General features: G+C 61.4%; 15 protein-coding genes. 12 read left to right on the top strand and 3 right to left on the bottom strand.

Annotated elements, in window-relative coordinates; translation table 11 throughout:
* The first annotated feature begins 124 nt into the window (after positions 1–124).
* The 10 genes from FFM81_RS02335 (at position 125) to FFM81_RS02290 (ending at position 12263) form a co-directional block, all read left to right on the top strand.
* A complete protein-coding gene (locus tag FFM81_RS02335; protein WP_003566919.1) occupies positions 125–1084 on the top strand; it encodes a helix-turn-helix domain-containing protein in 960 nt (319 codons plus the stop codon).
* 168 nt (positions 1085–1252) lie between these two features.
* Positions 1253–2761 carry an aldehyde dehydrogenase gene (adh, locus tag FFM81_RS02330; protein ID WP_138386442.1) on the top strand — a complete coding sequence of 503 codons (1509 nt, stop codon included), beginning with the start codon at positions 1253–1255 and terminating at the stop codon, positions 2759–2761.
* A 200-nt stretch (positions 2762–2961) separates the two neighbouring features.
* Positions 2962–3354: a DUF779 domain-containing protein gene (locus FFM81_RS02325; RefSeq protein WP_003566923.1), complete on the top strand. Its 393-nt coding sequence runs from the start codon at positions 2962–2964 to the stop codon at positions 3352–3354.
* Positions 3355–3442: 88 nt separating this feature from the next.
* Positions 3443–4039, top strand: a complete 597-nt coding sequence (locus FFM81_RS02320; protein WP_003566925.1) for a DJ-1/PfpI family protein — start codon at positions 3443–3445, stop codon at positions 4037–4039.
* Positions 4040–4063: 24 nt separating this feature from the next.
* Positions 4064–4414: a ribbon-helix-helix domain-containing protein gene (locus tag FFM81_RS02315; RefSeq protein ID WP_097537296.1), complete on the top strand. Its 351-nt coding sequence runs from the start codon at positions 4064–4066 to the stop codon at positions 4412–4414.
* A gap of 272 nt (positions 4415–4686) precedes the next feature.
* Positions 4687–5394, top strand: coding sequence for an SDR family NAD(P)-dependent oxidoreductase (locus tag FFM81_RS02310; RefSeq protein ID WP_037091875.1), 708 nt, complete (start codon positions 4687–4689; stop codon positions 5392–5394).
* Positions 5395–5619: 225 nt separating this feature from the next.
* Positions 5620–6753 (top strand): calcium:cation antiporter, encoded by a 1134-nt coding sequence (locus FFM81_RS02305; protein ID WP_097537297.1) that lies wholly within the window; start codon positions 5620–5622, stop codon positions 6751–6753.
* A gap of 135 nt (positions 6754–6888) precedes the next feature.
* Positions 6889–7653, top strand: a complete 765-nt coding sequence (locus tag FFM81_RS02300) for a bestrophin-like domain (protein ID WP_173883750.1) — start codon at positions 6889–6891, stop codon at positions 7651–7653.
* A gap of 189 nt (positions 7654–7842) precedes the next feature.
* Positions 7843–9039, top strand: coding sequence for an efflux RND transporter periplasmic adaptor subunit (locus FFM81_RS02295; protein WP_138386443.1), 1197 nt, complete (start codon positions 7843–7845; stop codon positions 9037–9039).
* A 41-nt stretch (positions 9040–9080) separates the two neighbouring features.
* On the top strand, positions 9081–12263 hold the full coding sequence (locus FFM81_RS02290) for an efflux RND transporter permease subunit (protein WP_128398562.1): 3183 nt from the start codon (positions 9081–9083) through the stop codon (positions 12261–12263).
* Between the two features lie 14 nt (positions 12264–12277).
* Here the strand turns inward: FFM81_RS02290 and FFM81_RS02285 are convergent, their stop codons facing one another.
* The 3 genes from FFM81_RS02285 to FFM81_RS02275 form a co-directional block, all read right to left on the bottom strand.
* Positions 12278–12607, bottom strand: coding sequence for a hypothetical protein (locus tag FFM81_RS02285; protein ID WP_003566939.1), 330 nt, complete (start codon positions 12605–12607; stop codon positions 12278–12280).
* Positions 12604–13392 carry a DUF2092 domain-containing protein gene (locus tag FFM81_RS02280; RefSeq protein ID WP_003566941.1) on the bottom strand — a complete coding sequence of 263 codons (789 nt, stop codon included), beginning with the start codon at positions 13390–13392 and terminating at the stop codon, positions 12604–12606. Before FFM81_RS02280 ends, FFM81_RS02285 begins: the two co-directional genes overlap by 4 nt.
* Before the next feature lie 203 nt (positions 13393–13595).
* A complete protein-coding gene (locus FFM81_RS02275) occupies positions 13596–14384 on the bottom strand; it encodes a hypothetical protein (RefSeq protein ID WP_003566942.1) in 789 nt (262 codons plus the stop codon).
* 513 nt (positions 14385–14897) lie between these two features.
* Here FFM81_RS02275 and FFM81_RS02270 point away from each other — a divergent pair.
* Both FFM81_RS02270 and nuoK read left to right on the top strand, forming a co-directional pair.
* A complete protein-coding gene (locus FFM81_RS02270; RefSeq protein ID WP_003566943.1) occupies positions 14898–15398 on the top strand; it encodes an NADH-quinone oxidoreductase subunit J in 501 nt (166 codons plus the stop codon).
* Positions 15398–15700 carry an NADH-quinone oxidoreductase subunit NuoK gene (nuoK, locus tag FFM81_RS02265; protein ID WP_037091787.1) on the top strand — a complete coding sequence of 101 codons (303 nt, stop codon included), beginning with the start codon at positions 15398–15400 and terminating at the stop codon, positions 15698–15700. The genes FFM81_RS02270 and nuoK overlap by 1 nt, the downstream gene beginning before the upstream one ends.
* Position 15701: the final 1 nt, after the last annotated feature.

The raw sequence follows: 15701 nt of genomic DNA, 5'->3' as shown, positions 1-15701 counted from the left end.
TCGAACACCGAAATGTGAATTCAACTGTTTTGTCGGGAGGAGCCGCACTTGGATACCCACCAGGCGCCGGCTGATTGCAAACCCGCCGCTTTTCCATCAGACTATGCTTCGGTGGGAGGAGCCGATGCACGAAAACTCAGCACATGCCGATCACGTCTACACGTCTGCCCAGCGCGATTCCGCCGCGGCCAGTTCTCCAGTGGTCGCCTCCTGGCGGCGATGCATGACCATGCACCAGCTCGCCCCCGAGGATGAACGGGCGCCGCTGCGCCTGACCGACGAGGAATTCCGCCGTGCCCGCGAGCAGTCCGGGCAGCTGATCGCCAGCGCGACGGAAGAACTCGATCGCCTCTTTAACACCGTTGGCAAGGCCGGCTGCTGCCTGCTTCTGACCGACAAGAACGGCATCGCCTTGGAACGCCGTGGGGCTGCCGGCGACGACAAGGAATTTCACGAACTCGGCCTCTGGACCGGCTCGGTCTGGACCGAGGCAAGCATCGGCACCAACGGCATCGGCACCGCCCTTGCCGACGAGCGCGCCGTCGCCATCTTCCGCGACCAGCATTTTTTCTGCTCGAATACCAGCCTCAGCTGCACGACCGCGCCGATCCGCGATCATCGTGGCCGGCTGGCCGCAGCCCTCGACATCTCCACCTGCCGTGAAGACGTCAACGAGATGACCTTGGCGATCCTGACGCAGACCGTGCGCGATGCGGCGATGCGTATCGAACTCAACCTCTTCCGTTCGGCCTTCATAGGCGCCCGCTTTCTGATGGTCCCGGCCGGCGCCAATTCCGCCGCCGCCCTGCTTGCCGTCGACCGGCACGACCTCGTGCTCGGCGCGACACGGGCCGCCCGCATCGCGCTGCAGCTGGACGACAAGCGGATTGCCGCCGGCATTCCGGCCGCCGATGCGCTGCATGAAGCTGGTGTCTCACAGCAGGAAGAGATTATCGAAGCGGAAAAGGCAGCCTTGCTGCGGGCACTGTCGCGCACCAGCGGCAACGTCTCGCAGGCAGCCGTCGCGCTCGGCATCAGCCGCGCCACCCTGCACCGGAAGATGAAGAAGTTCGACCTGCATTGACGAAGCGGCCGAAGGTTCCGCCGACAACTGCGGTCCTTATGCGATCTGTCGCATGTCTGCGACAGTGTGCACTGCGGTATGGAAGACCTCCCCTGTTCCCTTCAGCAAAATCCGCACAATTTCCTCCCACTGGTTCACTTGGAACCTGGATCACCATGGGAGGATGACATGCTTCATCAGAAAATCGTCGAGTCGCCGTTCAAGCTGAAATACGGCAACTATATCGGCGGCGAATGGCGCGAGCCGGTCGAAGGCAAATATTTCGAAAACCTGACGCCCGTCACCGGCGGCAAGCTCTGCGACATTCCCCGCTCCAATGAAAAGGACATCAATCTCGCTCTCGACGCCGCCCATGCGGCCAAGGAGAAATGGGGCCGCACTTCGGCTGCCGAGCGCTCCAATATCCTCATGAAGATCGCCCAGCGCATGGAAGACAAACTGGAATTGCTCGCCCAGGCCGAAACCTGGGACAATGGCAAGCCGATCCGCGAAACCATGGCGGCGGACATTCCGCTGGCGATCGACCACTTCCGCTATTTCGCCTCCTGCATCCGCGCCCAGGAAGGGTCGATCGGCGAAATCGACCACGATACTGTCGCTTATCACTTCCACGAACCGCTCGGCGTCGTCGGCCAGATCATTCCGTGGAACTTCCCGATCCTGATGGCCACCTGGAAGCTGGCGCCGGCACTTGCCGCCGGCAACTGTGTCGTCCTCAAGCCTGCCGAGCAGACCCCGGCTTCGATCCTGCTCTGGGCCGAATTGGTCGGCGATCTCCTGCCGCCCGGCGTGCTCAACATCGTCAACGGTTTCGGCCTTGAGGCCGGCAAGCCGCTGGCGACCAGCCCCCGCGTTGCCAAGATCGCCTTCACCGGCGAGACGACGACCGGCCGGCTGATCATGCAATATGCCAGCCAGAACCTCATTCCGGTGACGCTGGAGCTCGGCGGCAAATCGCCGAACATCTTCTTCGCCGACGTGATGGCTGAGGATGACGATTTCCTCGACAAGGCGCTCGAAGGCTTTGCGATGTTTGCCTTGAACCAGGGCGAAGTCTGCACCTGCCCGAGCCGCGCCCTCGTCCAGGAGTCGATCTACGACCGCTTCATGGAAAAGGCGGTCAAACGCGTCGAGGCGATCAAGCAGGGCAACCCGCTCGACAGCGCGACGATGATCGGCGCCCAGGCATCGACGGAACAGCTGGAAAAGATCCTCGCCTATCTCGACATCGGCAAGCAGGAAGGCGCCGAGGTGCTGGCTGGCGGCACGCGCAACGATCTCGGCGGCGAACTGGCGAACGGCTACTACGTCAAGCCGACGATCTTCAAGGGCCACAACAAGATGCGTGTGTTCCAAGAGGAGATTTTCGGGCCGGTGGTTTCGGTCACGACTTTCAAGGACGAGAAGGAAGCGCTCGAAATCGCCAATGACACGCTCTACGGCCTCGGCGCCGGCGTCTGGAGCCGCGACGCCAACCGCTGCTATCGCTTCGGCCGCGAGATCCAGGCCGGCCGCGTCTGGACCAACTGCTACCACGCCTATCCCGCCCATGCCGCCTTCGGCGGCTACAAACAGTCGGGCATCGGCCGAGAAACCCATAAGATGATGCTCGAACACTACCAGCAGACCAAGAACATGCTGGTGAGCTACAGCCCGAAGGCGCTCGGCTTCTTCTGAGACTGATATGGGAGAGGTTTAAAACCCCTCCCCACAAGGGGGAGGGGCTGACGATGCCGCTCCACCAGCTTTCCTTGCCGAACTCTCAGCAAGGGATATGCCGCTTTTAGAGCGAGGCATTTCAATAAGTTAAGTCCCTCCCCCTTGTGGGGAGGGGTTGGGGAGGGGAATCCCTTTCCCCAAACGTGCGGAGGAAAACCATGGAAACCACCGTCAACGGCGAACCGCGTGTGCTCGCGACCGACGCGGCACTCGCGCTGATCGCAGAGATCACGCGCGATCATCCCGATATCCTCTTCCACCAGTCCGGCGGCTGCTGCGACGGCTCTTCGCCGATGTGTTATCCGGCTAATGAATTCATGGTCGGTGACAGCGACGTCAAACTCGGCGAGATCGGCGGCGTGCCGGTCTATATCAGCGCCAGCCAGTTCGAGGCGTGGAAACATACCCAGCTGATCATCGATGTCGTGCCCGGCCGCGGCGGCATGTTCTCGCTCGATAATGGCCGCGAGAAACGCTTCCTCACCCGCTCCCGCCTCTTCGGCGGCGGCGAGGCCTGCGCCGTCCCGGATGTGAGAGCCCGGCCGCTTTGAGCGGGAATTTCGCCTGTAGTATTCCCATAGTACCTTCTGCCTGTCGCTGTTTGCTAATCTCCAGCCGTTGGTTTCAAAGGAGGATACGATGCCAGCCTCAAAGATCCTGATGATCACCGGTGATTTCACCGAAGATTACGAAACGATGGTGCCGTTCCAGACGCTGCTCGCCTGCGGCTATACGGTCGATGCCGTCTGCCCCGGCAAGAAGGCCGGCGAGACGGTCGCCACCGCCATCCATGATTTCGAGGGCGACCAGACCTATTCGGAAAAGCGCGGTCATAATTTCGCGTTGAACGCCACCTTCGACAGCGTGCGCGCCGAAGATTACGATGCCCTCGTCATTCCCGGCGGCCGCGCGCCCGAATATCTTCGTCTCAATGCCGACGTCATCAGATCCGTCCGGCATTTCTTCGACGCCGGAAAACCCGTCGCCGCCATCTGTCACGGCGCACAACTGCTTGCCGCCGCCGGCGTGCTGAAGGGCCGCACCTGCTCTGCCTATCCGGCCTGCCGGCCTGAGGTCGAGCTTGCCGGCGGCATCTATGCCGACATATCAATCAGCGACGCGGTTTCGGACGGCAACCTGGTCACGGCGCCAGCCTGGCCGGCCCACCCGTCGTGGCTGCGTCAGTTCATGGCCGTGCTCGATGCGGCAGCCCTGCTCGAAACCAACGCCGCCTGAGGAGGATGGCACCGGGAGAACGACATGTGCGAACTGTTTATCAAGGCGGATGCACGGCTTTGGGAAAGCACCACCCGGTCGCTGCGCATCGACGGCATGGTCACCAGTGTAAGGCTGGAGAATTTCTTCTGGTCGAAGCTCGAAGAAATAGCCCGTCGCGACGGCATGAATGTCGTCCAGCTGATCACCCGGCTGCATCATGAATCGATCGATGCCGGCCATGATCTCGGAAACTTCACCTCTTTCCTGCGCGTCTGCTGCGCCCGTTATCTCGACCTGCAGCTTACCGGCGACATCCCGGCCGATGTCGCCCGTCCGATCTCAGACCTGGACGCACCCGTCATCCTTGGCCGAGAAGGGGCGAAGTATCACTGAAGGCCGGTCTGGCAGGACCAAGCACTGACGGGCAACTCCCGCGGATCGCTCCGCGGGAGTTCCGCAAGGTCTCTGATTTTGTCTGGAGCAATTCCAGGCAAAGTGCGAAGCGCTTTTTTCGGGATTTGCACAAAAAAACAAAAGGTTAGACCGATTCTGCGCTTCTGTGAAAAGTTGAGCCGCTTGCGACGGCGGGCTTGCGCTGCCGGGCGGACTGGATCAACTATGCCCGCACCACTCAACACACCACCGTCAGGAGAACGATTGTGATGATGAACGAGCAGAAAGCCGTGATCGTCACGGGAGCCGGCGGCAATCTCGGCAGCGCCGTCGTCCGCGAGTTGGCTGCCGGCGGCGCGAAACTCGTCTGCATGAACCGTTCGAGCCAGGAGTTGGAAGTCTTGGCCGGCGATCTTCCCGCCTCTACGGAATTTTTGTCGATCGCCGGGACGGATCTCACCGATTATGCCTCCTGCGCCGCCGCCGTCGCCCGAGCCGTCAAGCGCTTCGGCGGGGTCAGCGCATTGGTCAATACCGTCGGCGGCTTCCAGATGGGACCGGTCGGTCCGGATGCTCCCGCCCAATGGGAGACGATGATGACCGCCAACGCCCGCACCGCGCTGACGATCAGCGCCGCGGTTCTCCCGACGATGAAGGCATCAGGTTACGGTCGCATCGTTCACGTCGCTGCCGCACCAGGCCTGAAGGCCGGCCCCAATCAGGCCGCTTACGCCGCCTCGAAAGCCGCCGTCATCCGGCTGACCGAAGCGCTCGCTGCCGAATGCCGCGACGACCGCATCACCGCCAACTGCATCCTCCCCGGGACGATCGACACGCCCGAGAATCGCGCCGCCATGCCCAATGCGAAAACGGAGGGCTGGGTATCGCCTCAATCGATCGCCCGCCTCATCGCCTTCCTGATTTCACCGGCCGCAGCCGTCGTCACCGGCGCGGCGATCCCGGCAACCGGGCGCGAATAACGCAAGGCGCGGCGTGATCTGCTGCCGCTCCTTTGCTCGGATCAGTGGGCGGTGAACGACGAATCTGCAAGTTTTGGTCCCCGACATACGATCTGACTTGAGCTTCTGTTCGCCTTAAGGCAGCCTCATCTCCGCCGGCTCAGATGGTGGGCAGGAGACAGCGGGCGGACCTATGGTGGTGATGATCGCATTGCGGCGGCATTTGCCAGGAAGCGGGTGGTTTCGATGACGGACGGTCCGGCATTGCACGCCGTCAGCGCCACCGATCTGCTGCGCGAGGAATGGTTCCTCGGCGTCAGCCTCGCAACGAGCTTGGTCTTTCTTGCTTTCCAGGAACAGCTCTTCGCACAGCTCTCCGATCCACTTTGGTTCACTGTGGTTTTCGGCTGGCTGTTTGCCGTGGTGCTCGGCTCCGCTCTGTCGGTCGTGCGGCACGCAGACCATCTGGCGGAGCGGCTGAAGGAGCCTTACGGCACGCTCATTCTGACGCTTGCCATCACCTCGATCGAGGTGATGGCCATATCAGCCGTCATGCTTCACGGCGAAAACAATCCGACGCTTGCGCGCGACACGCTGTTTGCAGTCGTCATGATCATTCTGAACGGCATGGTCGGCCTGTCGTTGCTGCTGGGCGCATGGCGGTGGCCGGAGCAGCAGCATAACCTGCAGGGCGCCAACGCCTATCTCGGGGTGATCGTGCCGCTGGCGACGCTCAGTCTGGTCATGCCGACATTTCTTGCAGGCGCGGGCGGACAGCATCCATCGGCAGCAAGACAACTGATACTGGGCGTCATATCGGTCGGCCTTTATGCCACATTCCTGTCTCTCCAGGCCGGCCGCCATCACGATTATTTCACCACCGATCGCAACCACGATCAGCATCCCGGCGAACCCGCTCCCCCTCGCGGGCAGCTCTGGCCCCATACCGTTTTGCTCTTCGCCTATATGGGCCCGGTCGTCTTTCTGGTCGAGCAGCTTGCACGGCCGATCGACTACATTATCGAAACCCTGCATGCGCCCACCGCATTCGGCGGCGTTGTCATGGCCATCCTTGTCGCGACGCCCGAGGCGATCAGCGCCGTGCGCGCATCCATCGCCGATAATCTTCAGCGCTCCGTCAATATCTTTTTGGGTTCGGTCTTATCGACGATCGGGCTGACCGTGCCGGCGATGCTGGTCGTTAGCCGTCTTTACGGGCACCCGGTCACCCTCGGCCTGGAACACGGCGATCTGGTGATGCTGGTGCTCACTCTCGCCGTCAGCATCATCACCTTTGCCAGCGGCCGCACGCATCTGATGCAGGGTGCCGTGCATCTCGTGCTTTTCCTGGCTTACGTGCTGCTCATTTTCCAGCAATGATGTCCGCCGGCGCGAGAACAGAAAAGTAAAGAGTTCCACGCCCCCTCTACCTTCCGCTATGATGACAGCAGCAATTGCACAACCTGCAAGCATCGCAATGCTTGCTGGATTGACGTAACGATACGGAGACCGGACTTGAGCTCACTGTTGCTTGGCGGGCTTGTATTTGTTTTTCTGTCGGCGGCAACATCGATAGGAATGATGGTGCGCGGCCGCTTGCCGGATCATCATCTCAGCTCGGAATCCAAGGATGTCATCAGGCTCGCGACCGCGGTGGTGGGAACGCTGTCGGCCTTGGCGCTCGGCCTGCTGATCGCGTCCGCCAAATCGGCCTATGACAATGCCGAAGTGGAAATGAGAACGGCGGCGGCGCGGGTCCTCCTGCTGGACCGCGTCATGGCGCAATACGGCCCGGAGACCGACAATGCGCGCCGGCTGCTGCGCCAACTTATCGAAAGACGGCTGAGCCGCGGCTGGACTGCCGAGACTACCGACGCGGCATCCGGCAAGGCGCTGGGGGAGTATCAGGATATAGAGGCTGTCCAGGGTGACCTTCGATCCCTGTCGCCAAGAGATGCCGTCCAGCACGCTCTCCAGACACGCGCCCTCGATGTCAGCGGCATGGTGGCGGAAACTCACTGGCTGCTGGTCGAATCCGGCAGTGAGGGCCTGCCCGGGGCGTTCCTGGCAGTTCTCGTCTGTTGGCTCTCGCTGCTTTTTGCAACCTTCGGCCTGCAGGCGCCGCCCAACCCGACGGTGCTGTCCATTCTCTTTGTCTGCGCGCTTTCCGTTGCGGGCGCGGTCTTCCTGATCTCGGATATGGCCAACCCCTACATCGGGCTGGTCCGCGTTTCGGACGCACCCTTGCAATCCGCCATGGAACGGCTCGGGAGACCGTAGCCGCCCACGAACCCCTCGTGCCCGGGGTCTTCGTGGCTCAAACAGTTCAATTGCGCCCCAAGGGCTATTGCAATTTTTTGGAATGCCGCGACATAATATCGCATGCCTTGAACCTTCGGCAGGCCGATTGGGGGTCGCCGTCGAGGCACGCATGCAAACTGTGACTCTTGACCTGTCGAGGCGGCGACAATGCGTGGGAGATTGCATCAGGCTCTGCGACTTTTTGTGACATTTGCCGGCATGGCAATTCTCGCCGGCTGCGAGGAGAGCGGCAACAGCTACGTTCCCCCTCCGCCGCCTGCAGTTCGGATCGCGCAGCCGATCCAGCAGCCGGTGACGCTCTATTTCGAACTCACCGGCAATACGGCGCCGCTCAATGCCGTCGATATAGAGGCGCGCGTCCAGGGCTATATCCAATCCATCGACTACCAGGACGGCATGCTGGTGAAGAAGGGCACCAAGCTTTTCGGCATCGAGCGCGACACCTACCAGGCGCAACTGGATCAGGCCAAGGCATCGCTCGCCTCGCAGCAGGCCTCACAGGTCGGCGCAAAGCAGGAATATGACCGGCAGGTCAATTTGTCGAAACAACAGGTCACCACCCAGACCGCGGTCGACAGCGCCAAGGCAACGCTCGACGAGGCGAATGCCGCCATTCTGAACGCCCAGGCCAATGTCGAACTCGCGACGATCAACCTCGGCTATACCGAGGTGCTTGCTCCCTTCGACGGCATCGTCACGGATCACCTCGTCGATATCGGCACGCTGGTCGGCGTGTCCGGCCCCACCAAACTCGCCAGCATCGTCCAGACCGATCCGCTTTACGCCTATTTCAACGTCAGCGAAACGCAGGTGCTGATGATCAAGCAGACCCTGGCAAAGCAGGGACATACTTTCAGGCAGACGGACCTTCCGAACATACCTGCGGAGATCGGCCTGCAGACGGAGGAAGGTTACCCGCACAAGGGACATCTCGACTACGTATCGCCTCAGCTCGATGCCTCCACCGGCACGCTTCAGGTGCGCGCCCTGTTCGACAACAAGGATCATGCCATGCTGCCCGGCCTTTTCGTACGGGTTCGGGTGCCGGTCGGCCACAACGACAAGGCCCTGCTGGTGCGCGACGATACAATCGGAACGAACCAGCTGGGCAGCTACGTGCTCGCTCTCGGCAAGGATGACGTCATCGAACAGAAGCGGGTGAAGACGGGCCAGCGTGAAGGTCAGCTCCGCGTCATCGAGTCCGGTCTCGATCCGGCCGACTGGATCGTTGTCCAAGGTGTTCAGCAAGCCGTTCCCGGCAGCAAGGTCACGCCTGAGAAGATCGAAATGAACCCGACGGCCAATGCCGCCGGCGATGCCAAGACCAAAACCACAACGCAATGAATTCGCCACCACGCTTCATCTGAACGTCTGAGGACAACAGCATGATCTCGCGTTTCTTCATCGAGCGGCCGGTACTCGCCAACGTCCTGGCATTGGTCTTCGTGCTCGTCGGCGCGGTCGCCCTGTTCCAGCTGCCTGTAGCGCAATATCCGAATGTCGTCCCGCCGACGGTGCAGGTGACGACGCGCTTCCCCGGCGCCAGCGCACAGACCCTCATCGACACCGTGGCGCTGCCGATCGAGCAGCAAGTCAACGGCGTGCAGGACATGCTCTACATGCAGTCGACCAGCGCCAGCGACGGCACCTATGCGCTGACCGTAACCTTTGCCATCGGCACCGATCCGGATCAGGCGCAGGTTCTGGTGCAGAACCGCGTCGCCATAGCAATGTCGTCGCTTCCCGAAGCGGTGCAGCTTCAAGGCGTGACGACGCAGAAGAAATCGACGGCGATCCTCGGCTTCGTCACGCTGACATCGCCCGACAGCCGCTATGACAGCCTGTTTCTCTCGAACTACGCCGTCATCAACCTGCAGAACGAACTCGCCCGCCTGCCCGGCGTCGGCAACGTGACGGTGTTCGGCGCCGGCCAATATGCCATGCGGATCTGGATGGATCCGAACCTGCTGCAGGCACGTGGCCTGACGCCGCAAGATGTCGTCAATGTCGTGCAGCAGCAGAGCCAGGAGGTCACCGCCGGCCAGATCGGCATTCCGCCGGTGCCGAAAGGGCAGGTCTTCCAATACACGCTGAATGTCAACGGCCGGCTGAACGAGGCCGCCGACTACGAGAATATTATCGTCAAGGTCGAAAGCGGACAGGGCGGCCGCATCACCCGCGTCCGCGACATCGGCCGCGTCGAGCTCGGCGCGCAGACCTACAGCCAGTCCTTCACGCAAAACGGCCGGCCGGCCGCCGGCATCGGCATTTTCCAGCTGCCGGAGGCAAATGCGATTGCCGTGGCGCAGGCGGTGAATGCGAAGATGGCGGAGCTGTCGAAGAGTTTTCCGCCGGGCCTCGAATATCATCTGCCGTTCGACACGACGAAATTCGTCAAGGCCTCCATCGACGAGGTTTACGTCACCCTGATCGAGGCGGGCGTGCTCGTTCTCATCGTCATTCTGGTTTTCCTGCAGGATTGGCGGGCGATGCTGGTGCCGGCAACCACCGTGCCCGTCACCATCATCGGCGCCTTCGCAGCGATGGCGGCACTGGGCTTCACCGTCAACCTGTCGACGCTGTTTGCCATCGTTCTCGCCATCGGCATCGTCGTCGATGATGCCATCGTCATCGTCGAAGGCGTCGCCCGGCACATCGAGGCCGGCATGCCCGGCCGGAAGGCGGCCGAGAAGGCGATGGAGGAACTGCTCGGCCCGGTCATCGGCATCACGCTGGTGCTGATGGCCGTTTTCATTCCGGCCGCCTTCCTGCCTGGCCTGACCGGCCAGCTCTATCGGCAGTTCGCGCTCGTCATCGCCGCCACCGCGCTGATCAGCGCCGTCAATGCCGTGACGCTGAAGCCGACGCAATGCGCCCTCTGGCTGCGAGCCCCGGTGCCGCCCGAGAAACGCAACATCTTCTACCGCGGCTTCAACAGAGGCTATGATTGGGGCGAACGCCACTATGCCGGGTTGATCGGATCGATGACCCGCCACAGCGGCATGATGGCGATCGCCGCACTTGCGCTGATCGGCATCGCCATCTGGGGGCTGTCGCGACTGCCGACCGCATTCCTGCCTATCGAGGATCAGGGTTATGTGCTGATCAGCGCGCAGTTGCCCGACGGCGCCTCGAAGGAGCGGACCGATGCCGTGATGGAAGAGGTCGGCAAAATCGCCGAAGCCGCGCCCGGAGTCGATCAGGTGCTGACCATCAGCGGCCTTTCCGTTCTCGACAACAATGCCAGCTTGCAGAATGCCGGCGTCGCCTATGTCATTCTCAAGGATTGGGACGAGCGCGGCAAGCAGAAGGGACAGGACCTGCTGTCAATCTATCAGCATCTGAACGACGCGCTGCAGCATGTGCTAACCGCAAAAACGCTGGTGGTCGTGCCGCCGCCGATCCAGGGCATCGGCAATGCCAACGGCTTTACCATGCAGGTCGAGCTCCGCAACGGCGTCTCCGACTATCCGCTGCTACAATCGCTTGCCGATACGATCGTCAAGAATGGCAATGCCCAGTCATCGCTGCAAAGGCTGAGCACGCCGTTTCGCTCGAACGTGCCGCAGCTTGCGGTCTCCGTCGATCGCATCAAGGCGGAGACGCTGGGAATTACCGTGGGGCAGGTATTCTCCGCCCTCTCCGGCTATGTCGGATCGAGCTATGTCACCCAATTCAACAAATTCGGCCGCACCTTCCAGGTCTATGCGCAAGCCGCATCCGATTTCCGTGTCAGCCCAGATGACATCCGCAATCTGAAGGTCAAGGCCGGCGACGGGACGATGGTGCCGCTCGGCACGGTCGTCGATGTCACCACGACGCAAGGCCCTTCGCTGATCAGCCTCTACAATCTCTATCCCACCGCCACCATCGTCGGCGGACCGGCCGCCGGTTTCAGTTCCGGCCAGTCGCTCGAGGTCATGGAGCAGATCGCCGATCATACATTGCCGGCGGGAACCGGCTTCGAATGGACGGCCCTCTCCTATCAGGAGAAGGCCGTCGGCGGGCAGATCTACTTCGTCTTCGCGCTCGCCATGCTGCTCGTCTATTTCGTGCTCGCCGGCCAATATGAAAGCTGGATCCTGCCGCTGGCGGTCATTTTTGCTGTGCCGCTCGCCCTGCTCGGCACGGTGGCGGCACTCACGGCAGCAGGTGTGGCCAACAATCTCTATACGCAGATCGGCCTCATCCTGCTGATTGCGCTGGCAGCCAAGAACGCTATCCTCATCGTCGAATATGCGAGGGAAAAACGGGCGGAAGGCATGGAAATCCTGGAGGCGGCCGTGGAGGCCGCCCGCCTGCGCTTCCGGCCGATCCTGATGACGTCCTTCGCCTTCATTCTCGGCGTCCTGCCGCTTGTGCTGGCGACGGGCGCCGGCGCATCGGCCCGCAAATCGATCGGCATATCGGTCTTCAGCGGCATGATCGCCTCGACCTGCCTCGCCATCCTCTTCGTTCCCTCCTTCTACGTGCTGCTGCAGCGCCTCGAGGAACACTGGAAGCGGCGCGGCGCGACCGCGAACAAGCCCGCAAGTATGGCGGAGGCCGAGGTATCGAAAGTCGGGTAAGCCGATCGCAGCACTTACTGTACGATCACCTGCACATAGACGTTGCCGCTCTTGGCGTAATAAAGGCCGCCGCACCGATAATAATAGCCGCCATAATAGGGACCGTAGAGACACCCTGACGGGAGCACGGCAATTGTCGTCGCCGTCCGCGTGACGACCCGTCGCGTCGTCCTGCGGGCAACGCCCGCATAAGAAAGCGGCGTCAACGGCCTGCCGATGACGGCGCCCGCCGGCGTGGCGAACCCGATCGACAGCGGCATTGAACCTTGGCCCTCGACGCGAAAGTCGGTGAATGTCAGAACACCGGCCAGGCCGAGAGCGAACAGCAGTTTGTTGGAGGTCATTTTGGTTCTCCCGCATCGGCAGCCGCCGGAAGCTCATCGAGCGATTGCAGCTCGCTGAGATCGACTGTCTTCGCACTGCCAGGAATCTCGATGTTGTAGGAAACGGCCGCGACATCTGCGCCACTCTTGAAATCGCCGATCTCAAGCGTGTATTGCGGCGCCTGGACGACATGTTTGCTGGTGATGACGTATCGGCGCGGTATGGGTTGCGCGCCGGCTTGTATCCAGATCTGCCAGTCGATCTCGGGCGTCCGGAAAGCCAGATAGTCGCATTCGACGCCATCCACGAAAGCACTGGAAATGTGTTTGGCCTCGGTCACATCGGACATCAGCGTGTCATAGACGTTGGAGGACAGCAGATCGGCGCCGGGAGCCTCAACGCCGGCGGTCATCAGCCTGTCGATCAGCTCGTCGAGCGAACCCTTGCCATCGACCTTGGCATAGGCGTCGAGGTTCTTGCCGTGCACCGTCAGCGACGACCCGTCGAAACTCACATCGAGGTCGGCAAAGCCGCCGGTCCTGGTGACGCGCAGCTTGTCCGGCCGCGTCAGGTTGGCCGTCCCCGAGCTGACGAATTGGAGTTTCTCGAAGGCGGGCGTCACCGCTTCGAGCGATGATTGGTAGGTGAAGGATATCGTCTTCTGCGCCGACAGAAAATCGGACATCGTCTTTAGAAGCGCTTTCGCATCATCCGCCCATGCGCTGGTCGGCGGCGCGAGGCTGGCGGCAAGCGAAGCATAGAGGAGGATCCGCTTCAATCGCGGGAAAGAGAAAGTCGATGACATGGCAATGCCTTTCGTTGGTGTCGTCATTGATTTCATCGAATTGCAGATGGCGGCTGCCGGACCCGCCGCAGCCGGACATGAAAATTAAGGGATGCAATGCATGCAGGCGGGCAAACGCCGCTTGCATGCCTTTGAGTGATCGCGGGTACCGAATTCTCGCTGGGGCGCGACGACCTCTTTCTGAGAGAAGTTTCGAACGGGCGCTACAATCCCGAGGTCAGCACCCGATGGCAGGCTGGTGATACGCGCTGCAGATTGTCGCGCAGACAGGCAATGCCCCGGCCTCCCCCTAATGGCACCATCCGGCACAAGGCCCGGAAGTCCGCTCCGCAGGTTTCCCGCAGGATCATCACTTCCTCACGTGGGGAGAAGGCCGGCATCATCGCCTGAGGGGCCGGCGTGATCGCACCGGTGGCCGCCGCACCGCCGGTCGCAGCTCCGCTGGGTGCCCCCAATGCCGCAACGGCTTGCTGACATGGCGCCGATAAAGCAGCATTATGCTGTTGCAGACAGCTGAGCGCCGCCGCACCTCCCGGCGAGACACCCGAACATTGCGCCATGAAATCCCGCTGGCAGGCCGATTTGACCGCATTGCGCTGCGCCTGGGTCGGCTGCTGCGCCGGTGTGCCGGTCGCAGGCGCCGGAGTAGAGGCCGCGGTATTTGCAGGTGCAGCCGGCGTTGGCTGCGCGGATGTCGATTTCGGTTTGACGTTCACCGCCGAAACCGCTTTCTGGCAGCCTGCCGAAAGCGTAGCGCTGTGCTGCTGCAGACAGGTGAGCGCCTCGATACCTCCCGGTGTCACCCCGGAGCATTTCGCGATAAAATCGGAGCGGCACTCTGCCCTGATGGCATCGCGCTGCTCTTCGGTCGGCGCTTGCGCAGATGCAACCCCAGCGAAGAAGAGCACCGCACAGAACGCGGGCAAGCCGGAGATTACCAGTAGAAGACGACGCCTCCGATATCGAGACGTCAGTAGAGAAGATTTTCGCATGACTCCCCCCTATAAATCTCTGATCTACTTCATGAAATCGAACTGCCCTCTGAATAGGATAATAGGCGCCGCCGTGTAGACGGACGTTGCTTACCGCTATGGAAATATAAAAAGCACGCTGATCTACGTATATTAGAATATTATCTCTTTAGCAACTATCCAGTCGTCGCTCGCAGATCGGTCGCAACATCGTTCTGTCGCCCAGAAACGCCAAAAGCCCCTTCCGGGGCTTTTTGGGATAGGGAAAGGAATGTTGGTTTCGCGTTCAGGATTTGGGAGTTTTCTGTCCCGCTGGGTCGGCTTTGCCTCCGGTACGGCCCTATCGAAAGCGCGCGCTTTCGCAAGCGACCTTCGCCACATCCGGACCGACCCGAACCTACTCGGTCGATGACAATAATCTTGTGAAAAATCGAATATTAGGGCACAATTTATGAACGCAATGGAAGTTGCGGCGCAGTCTCAAATCCGGCCGTCTCGCGCCGGGCGACAGTTCGCGTCGGAAGGTCGGCGTCGATGGATCAGGGGTTCTTTCTTCTGTTCGCTACGGTATCCGTGATCACGGCCCTGACGGTGGTCCTGGCGCGCAATCCGGTTCACAGCGCATTGGCGCTGATGGCGTGCTTCCTGCAGGTCTCGGCAATCTTCGTCTTGCTCGAGGCACCATTGCTCGCCGTCATTCAGATCTTCGTCTATGTCGGCGCGATCATGGTGCTGTTCCTGTTCGTGATCATGATGATCGATGTGCGCGAAGCGGTGTTGCAGCGGTTCTTGCCGGGCGGCAACCTCCCGGCTCTGGTACTGCTCGTCCTGCTCGGGGTCGAGATGCTCGTGCTGGTGCTCTGGAGCAACCGCTTTTCGCTCATGGAGCCCGTCGCCATGGGCGGCGGCGATAACGTCAGGCAGCTTGGAACAGCCCTTTTCGCCGACTATCTCCTGCCGTTTGAAGCCGCCTCCGTAATCCTGCTGGCCGCCCTGATCGGCGCCATCATGCTGGCGCGGAAGGAGCAGGGATGATGGTTCCGCTCTGGTGGTATATTGTACTCGGCGTGGTCCTGTTCGTGATCGGAGCGGCGGGCGTGCTGCTCAGGCGCAATATTCTCGTTGTACTGATGTCGCTGGAACTGCTGCTCAACTCGGTCAACGTCAATTTCATCGCTTTCGGGCGCTACCACGCCGATTTCCGCGGGCAGATCTTCGCGATCTTCGTCATCGCAATCACCGCGGCGGAGGTTGCCGTCGCCCTCGGTATCCTGGTCGCCCTCGTGAGGAACAAATCCACCCTCAAGGTCGACGACGTGACAGTGATGAAGGGATAGC

It is taken from the genome of Rhizobium hidalgonense (genome assembly GCF_005862185.2).
In the GTDB taxonomy this organism is placed as follows: Bacteria; Pseudomonadota; Alphaproteobacteria; order Rhizobiales; family Rhizobiaceae; genus Rhizobium; species Rhizobium hidalgonense.
This window is presented reverse-complemented; position numbering and strand designations above follow the sequence as displayed.

Excerpts from the sequence above, each read along its gene's own strand:
- FFM81_RS02335 (WP_003566919.1), top strand. The coding sequence starts at position 125 with ATGCACGAAAACTCAGCACATGCCGATCACGTCTACACGTCTGCCCAG.
- adh (WP_138386442.1), top strand. The coding sequence starts at position 1,253 with ATGCTTCATCAGAAAATCGTCGAGTCGCCGTTCAAGCTGAAATACGGC.
- FFM81_RS02325 (WP_003566923.1), top strand. The coding sequence starts at position 2,962 with ATGGAAACCACCGTCAACGGCGAACCGCGTGTGCTCGCGACCGACGCG.
- FFM81_RS02320 (WP_003566925.1), top strand. The coding sequence starts at position 3,443 with ATGCCAGCCTCAAAGATCCTGATGATCACCGGTGATTTCACCGAAGAT.
- FFM81_RS02315 (WP_097537296.1), top strand. The coding sequence starts at position 4,064 with ATGTGCGAACTGTTTATCAAGGCGGATGCACGGCTTTGGGAAAGCACC.
- FFM81_RS02310 (WP_037091875.1), top strand. The coding sequence starts at position 4,687 with ATGAACGAGCAGAAAGCCGTGATCGTCACGGGAGCCGGCGGCAATCTC.
- FFM81_RS02305 (WP_097537297.1), top strand. The coding sequence starts at position 5,620 with ATGACGGACGGTCCGGCATTGCACGCCGTCAGCGCCACCGATCTGCTG.
- FFM81_RS02295 (WP_138386443.1), top strand. The coding sequence starts at position 7,843 with ATGCGTGGGAGATTGCATCAGGCTCTGCGACTTTTTGTGACATTTGCC.
- FFM81_RS02290 (WP_128398562.1), top strand. The coding sequence starts at position 9,081 with ATGATCTCGCGTTTCTTCATCGAGCGGCCGGTACTCGCCAACGTCCTG.
- FFM81_RS02285 (WP_003566939.1), bottom strand. The coding sequence starts at position 12,607 with ATGACCTCCAACAAACTGCTGTTCGCTCTCGGCCTGGCCGGTGTTCTG.
- FFM81_RS02280 (WP_003566941.1), bottom strand. The coding sequence starts at position 13,392 with ATGTCATCGACTTTCTCTTTCCCGCGATTGAAGCGGATCCTCCTCTAT.
- FFM81_RS02275 (WP_003566942.1), bottom strand. The coding sequence starts at position 14,384 with ATGCGAAAATCTTCTCTACTGACGTCTCGATATCGGAGGCGTCGTCTT.
- FFM81_RS02270 (WP_003566943.1), top strand. The coding sequence starts at position 14,898 with ATGGATCAGGGGTTCTTTCTTCTGTTCGCTACGGTATCCGTGATCACG.
- nuoK (WP_037091787.1), top strand. The coding sequence starts at position 15,398 with ATGGTTCCGCTCTGGTGGTATATTGTACTCGGCGTGGTCCTGTTCGTG.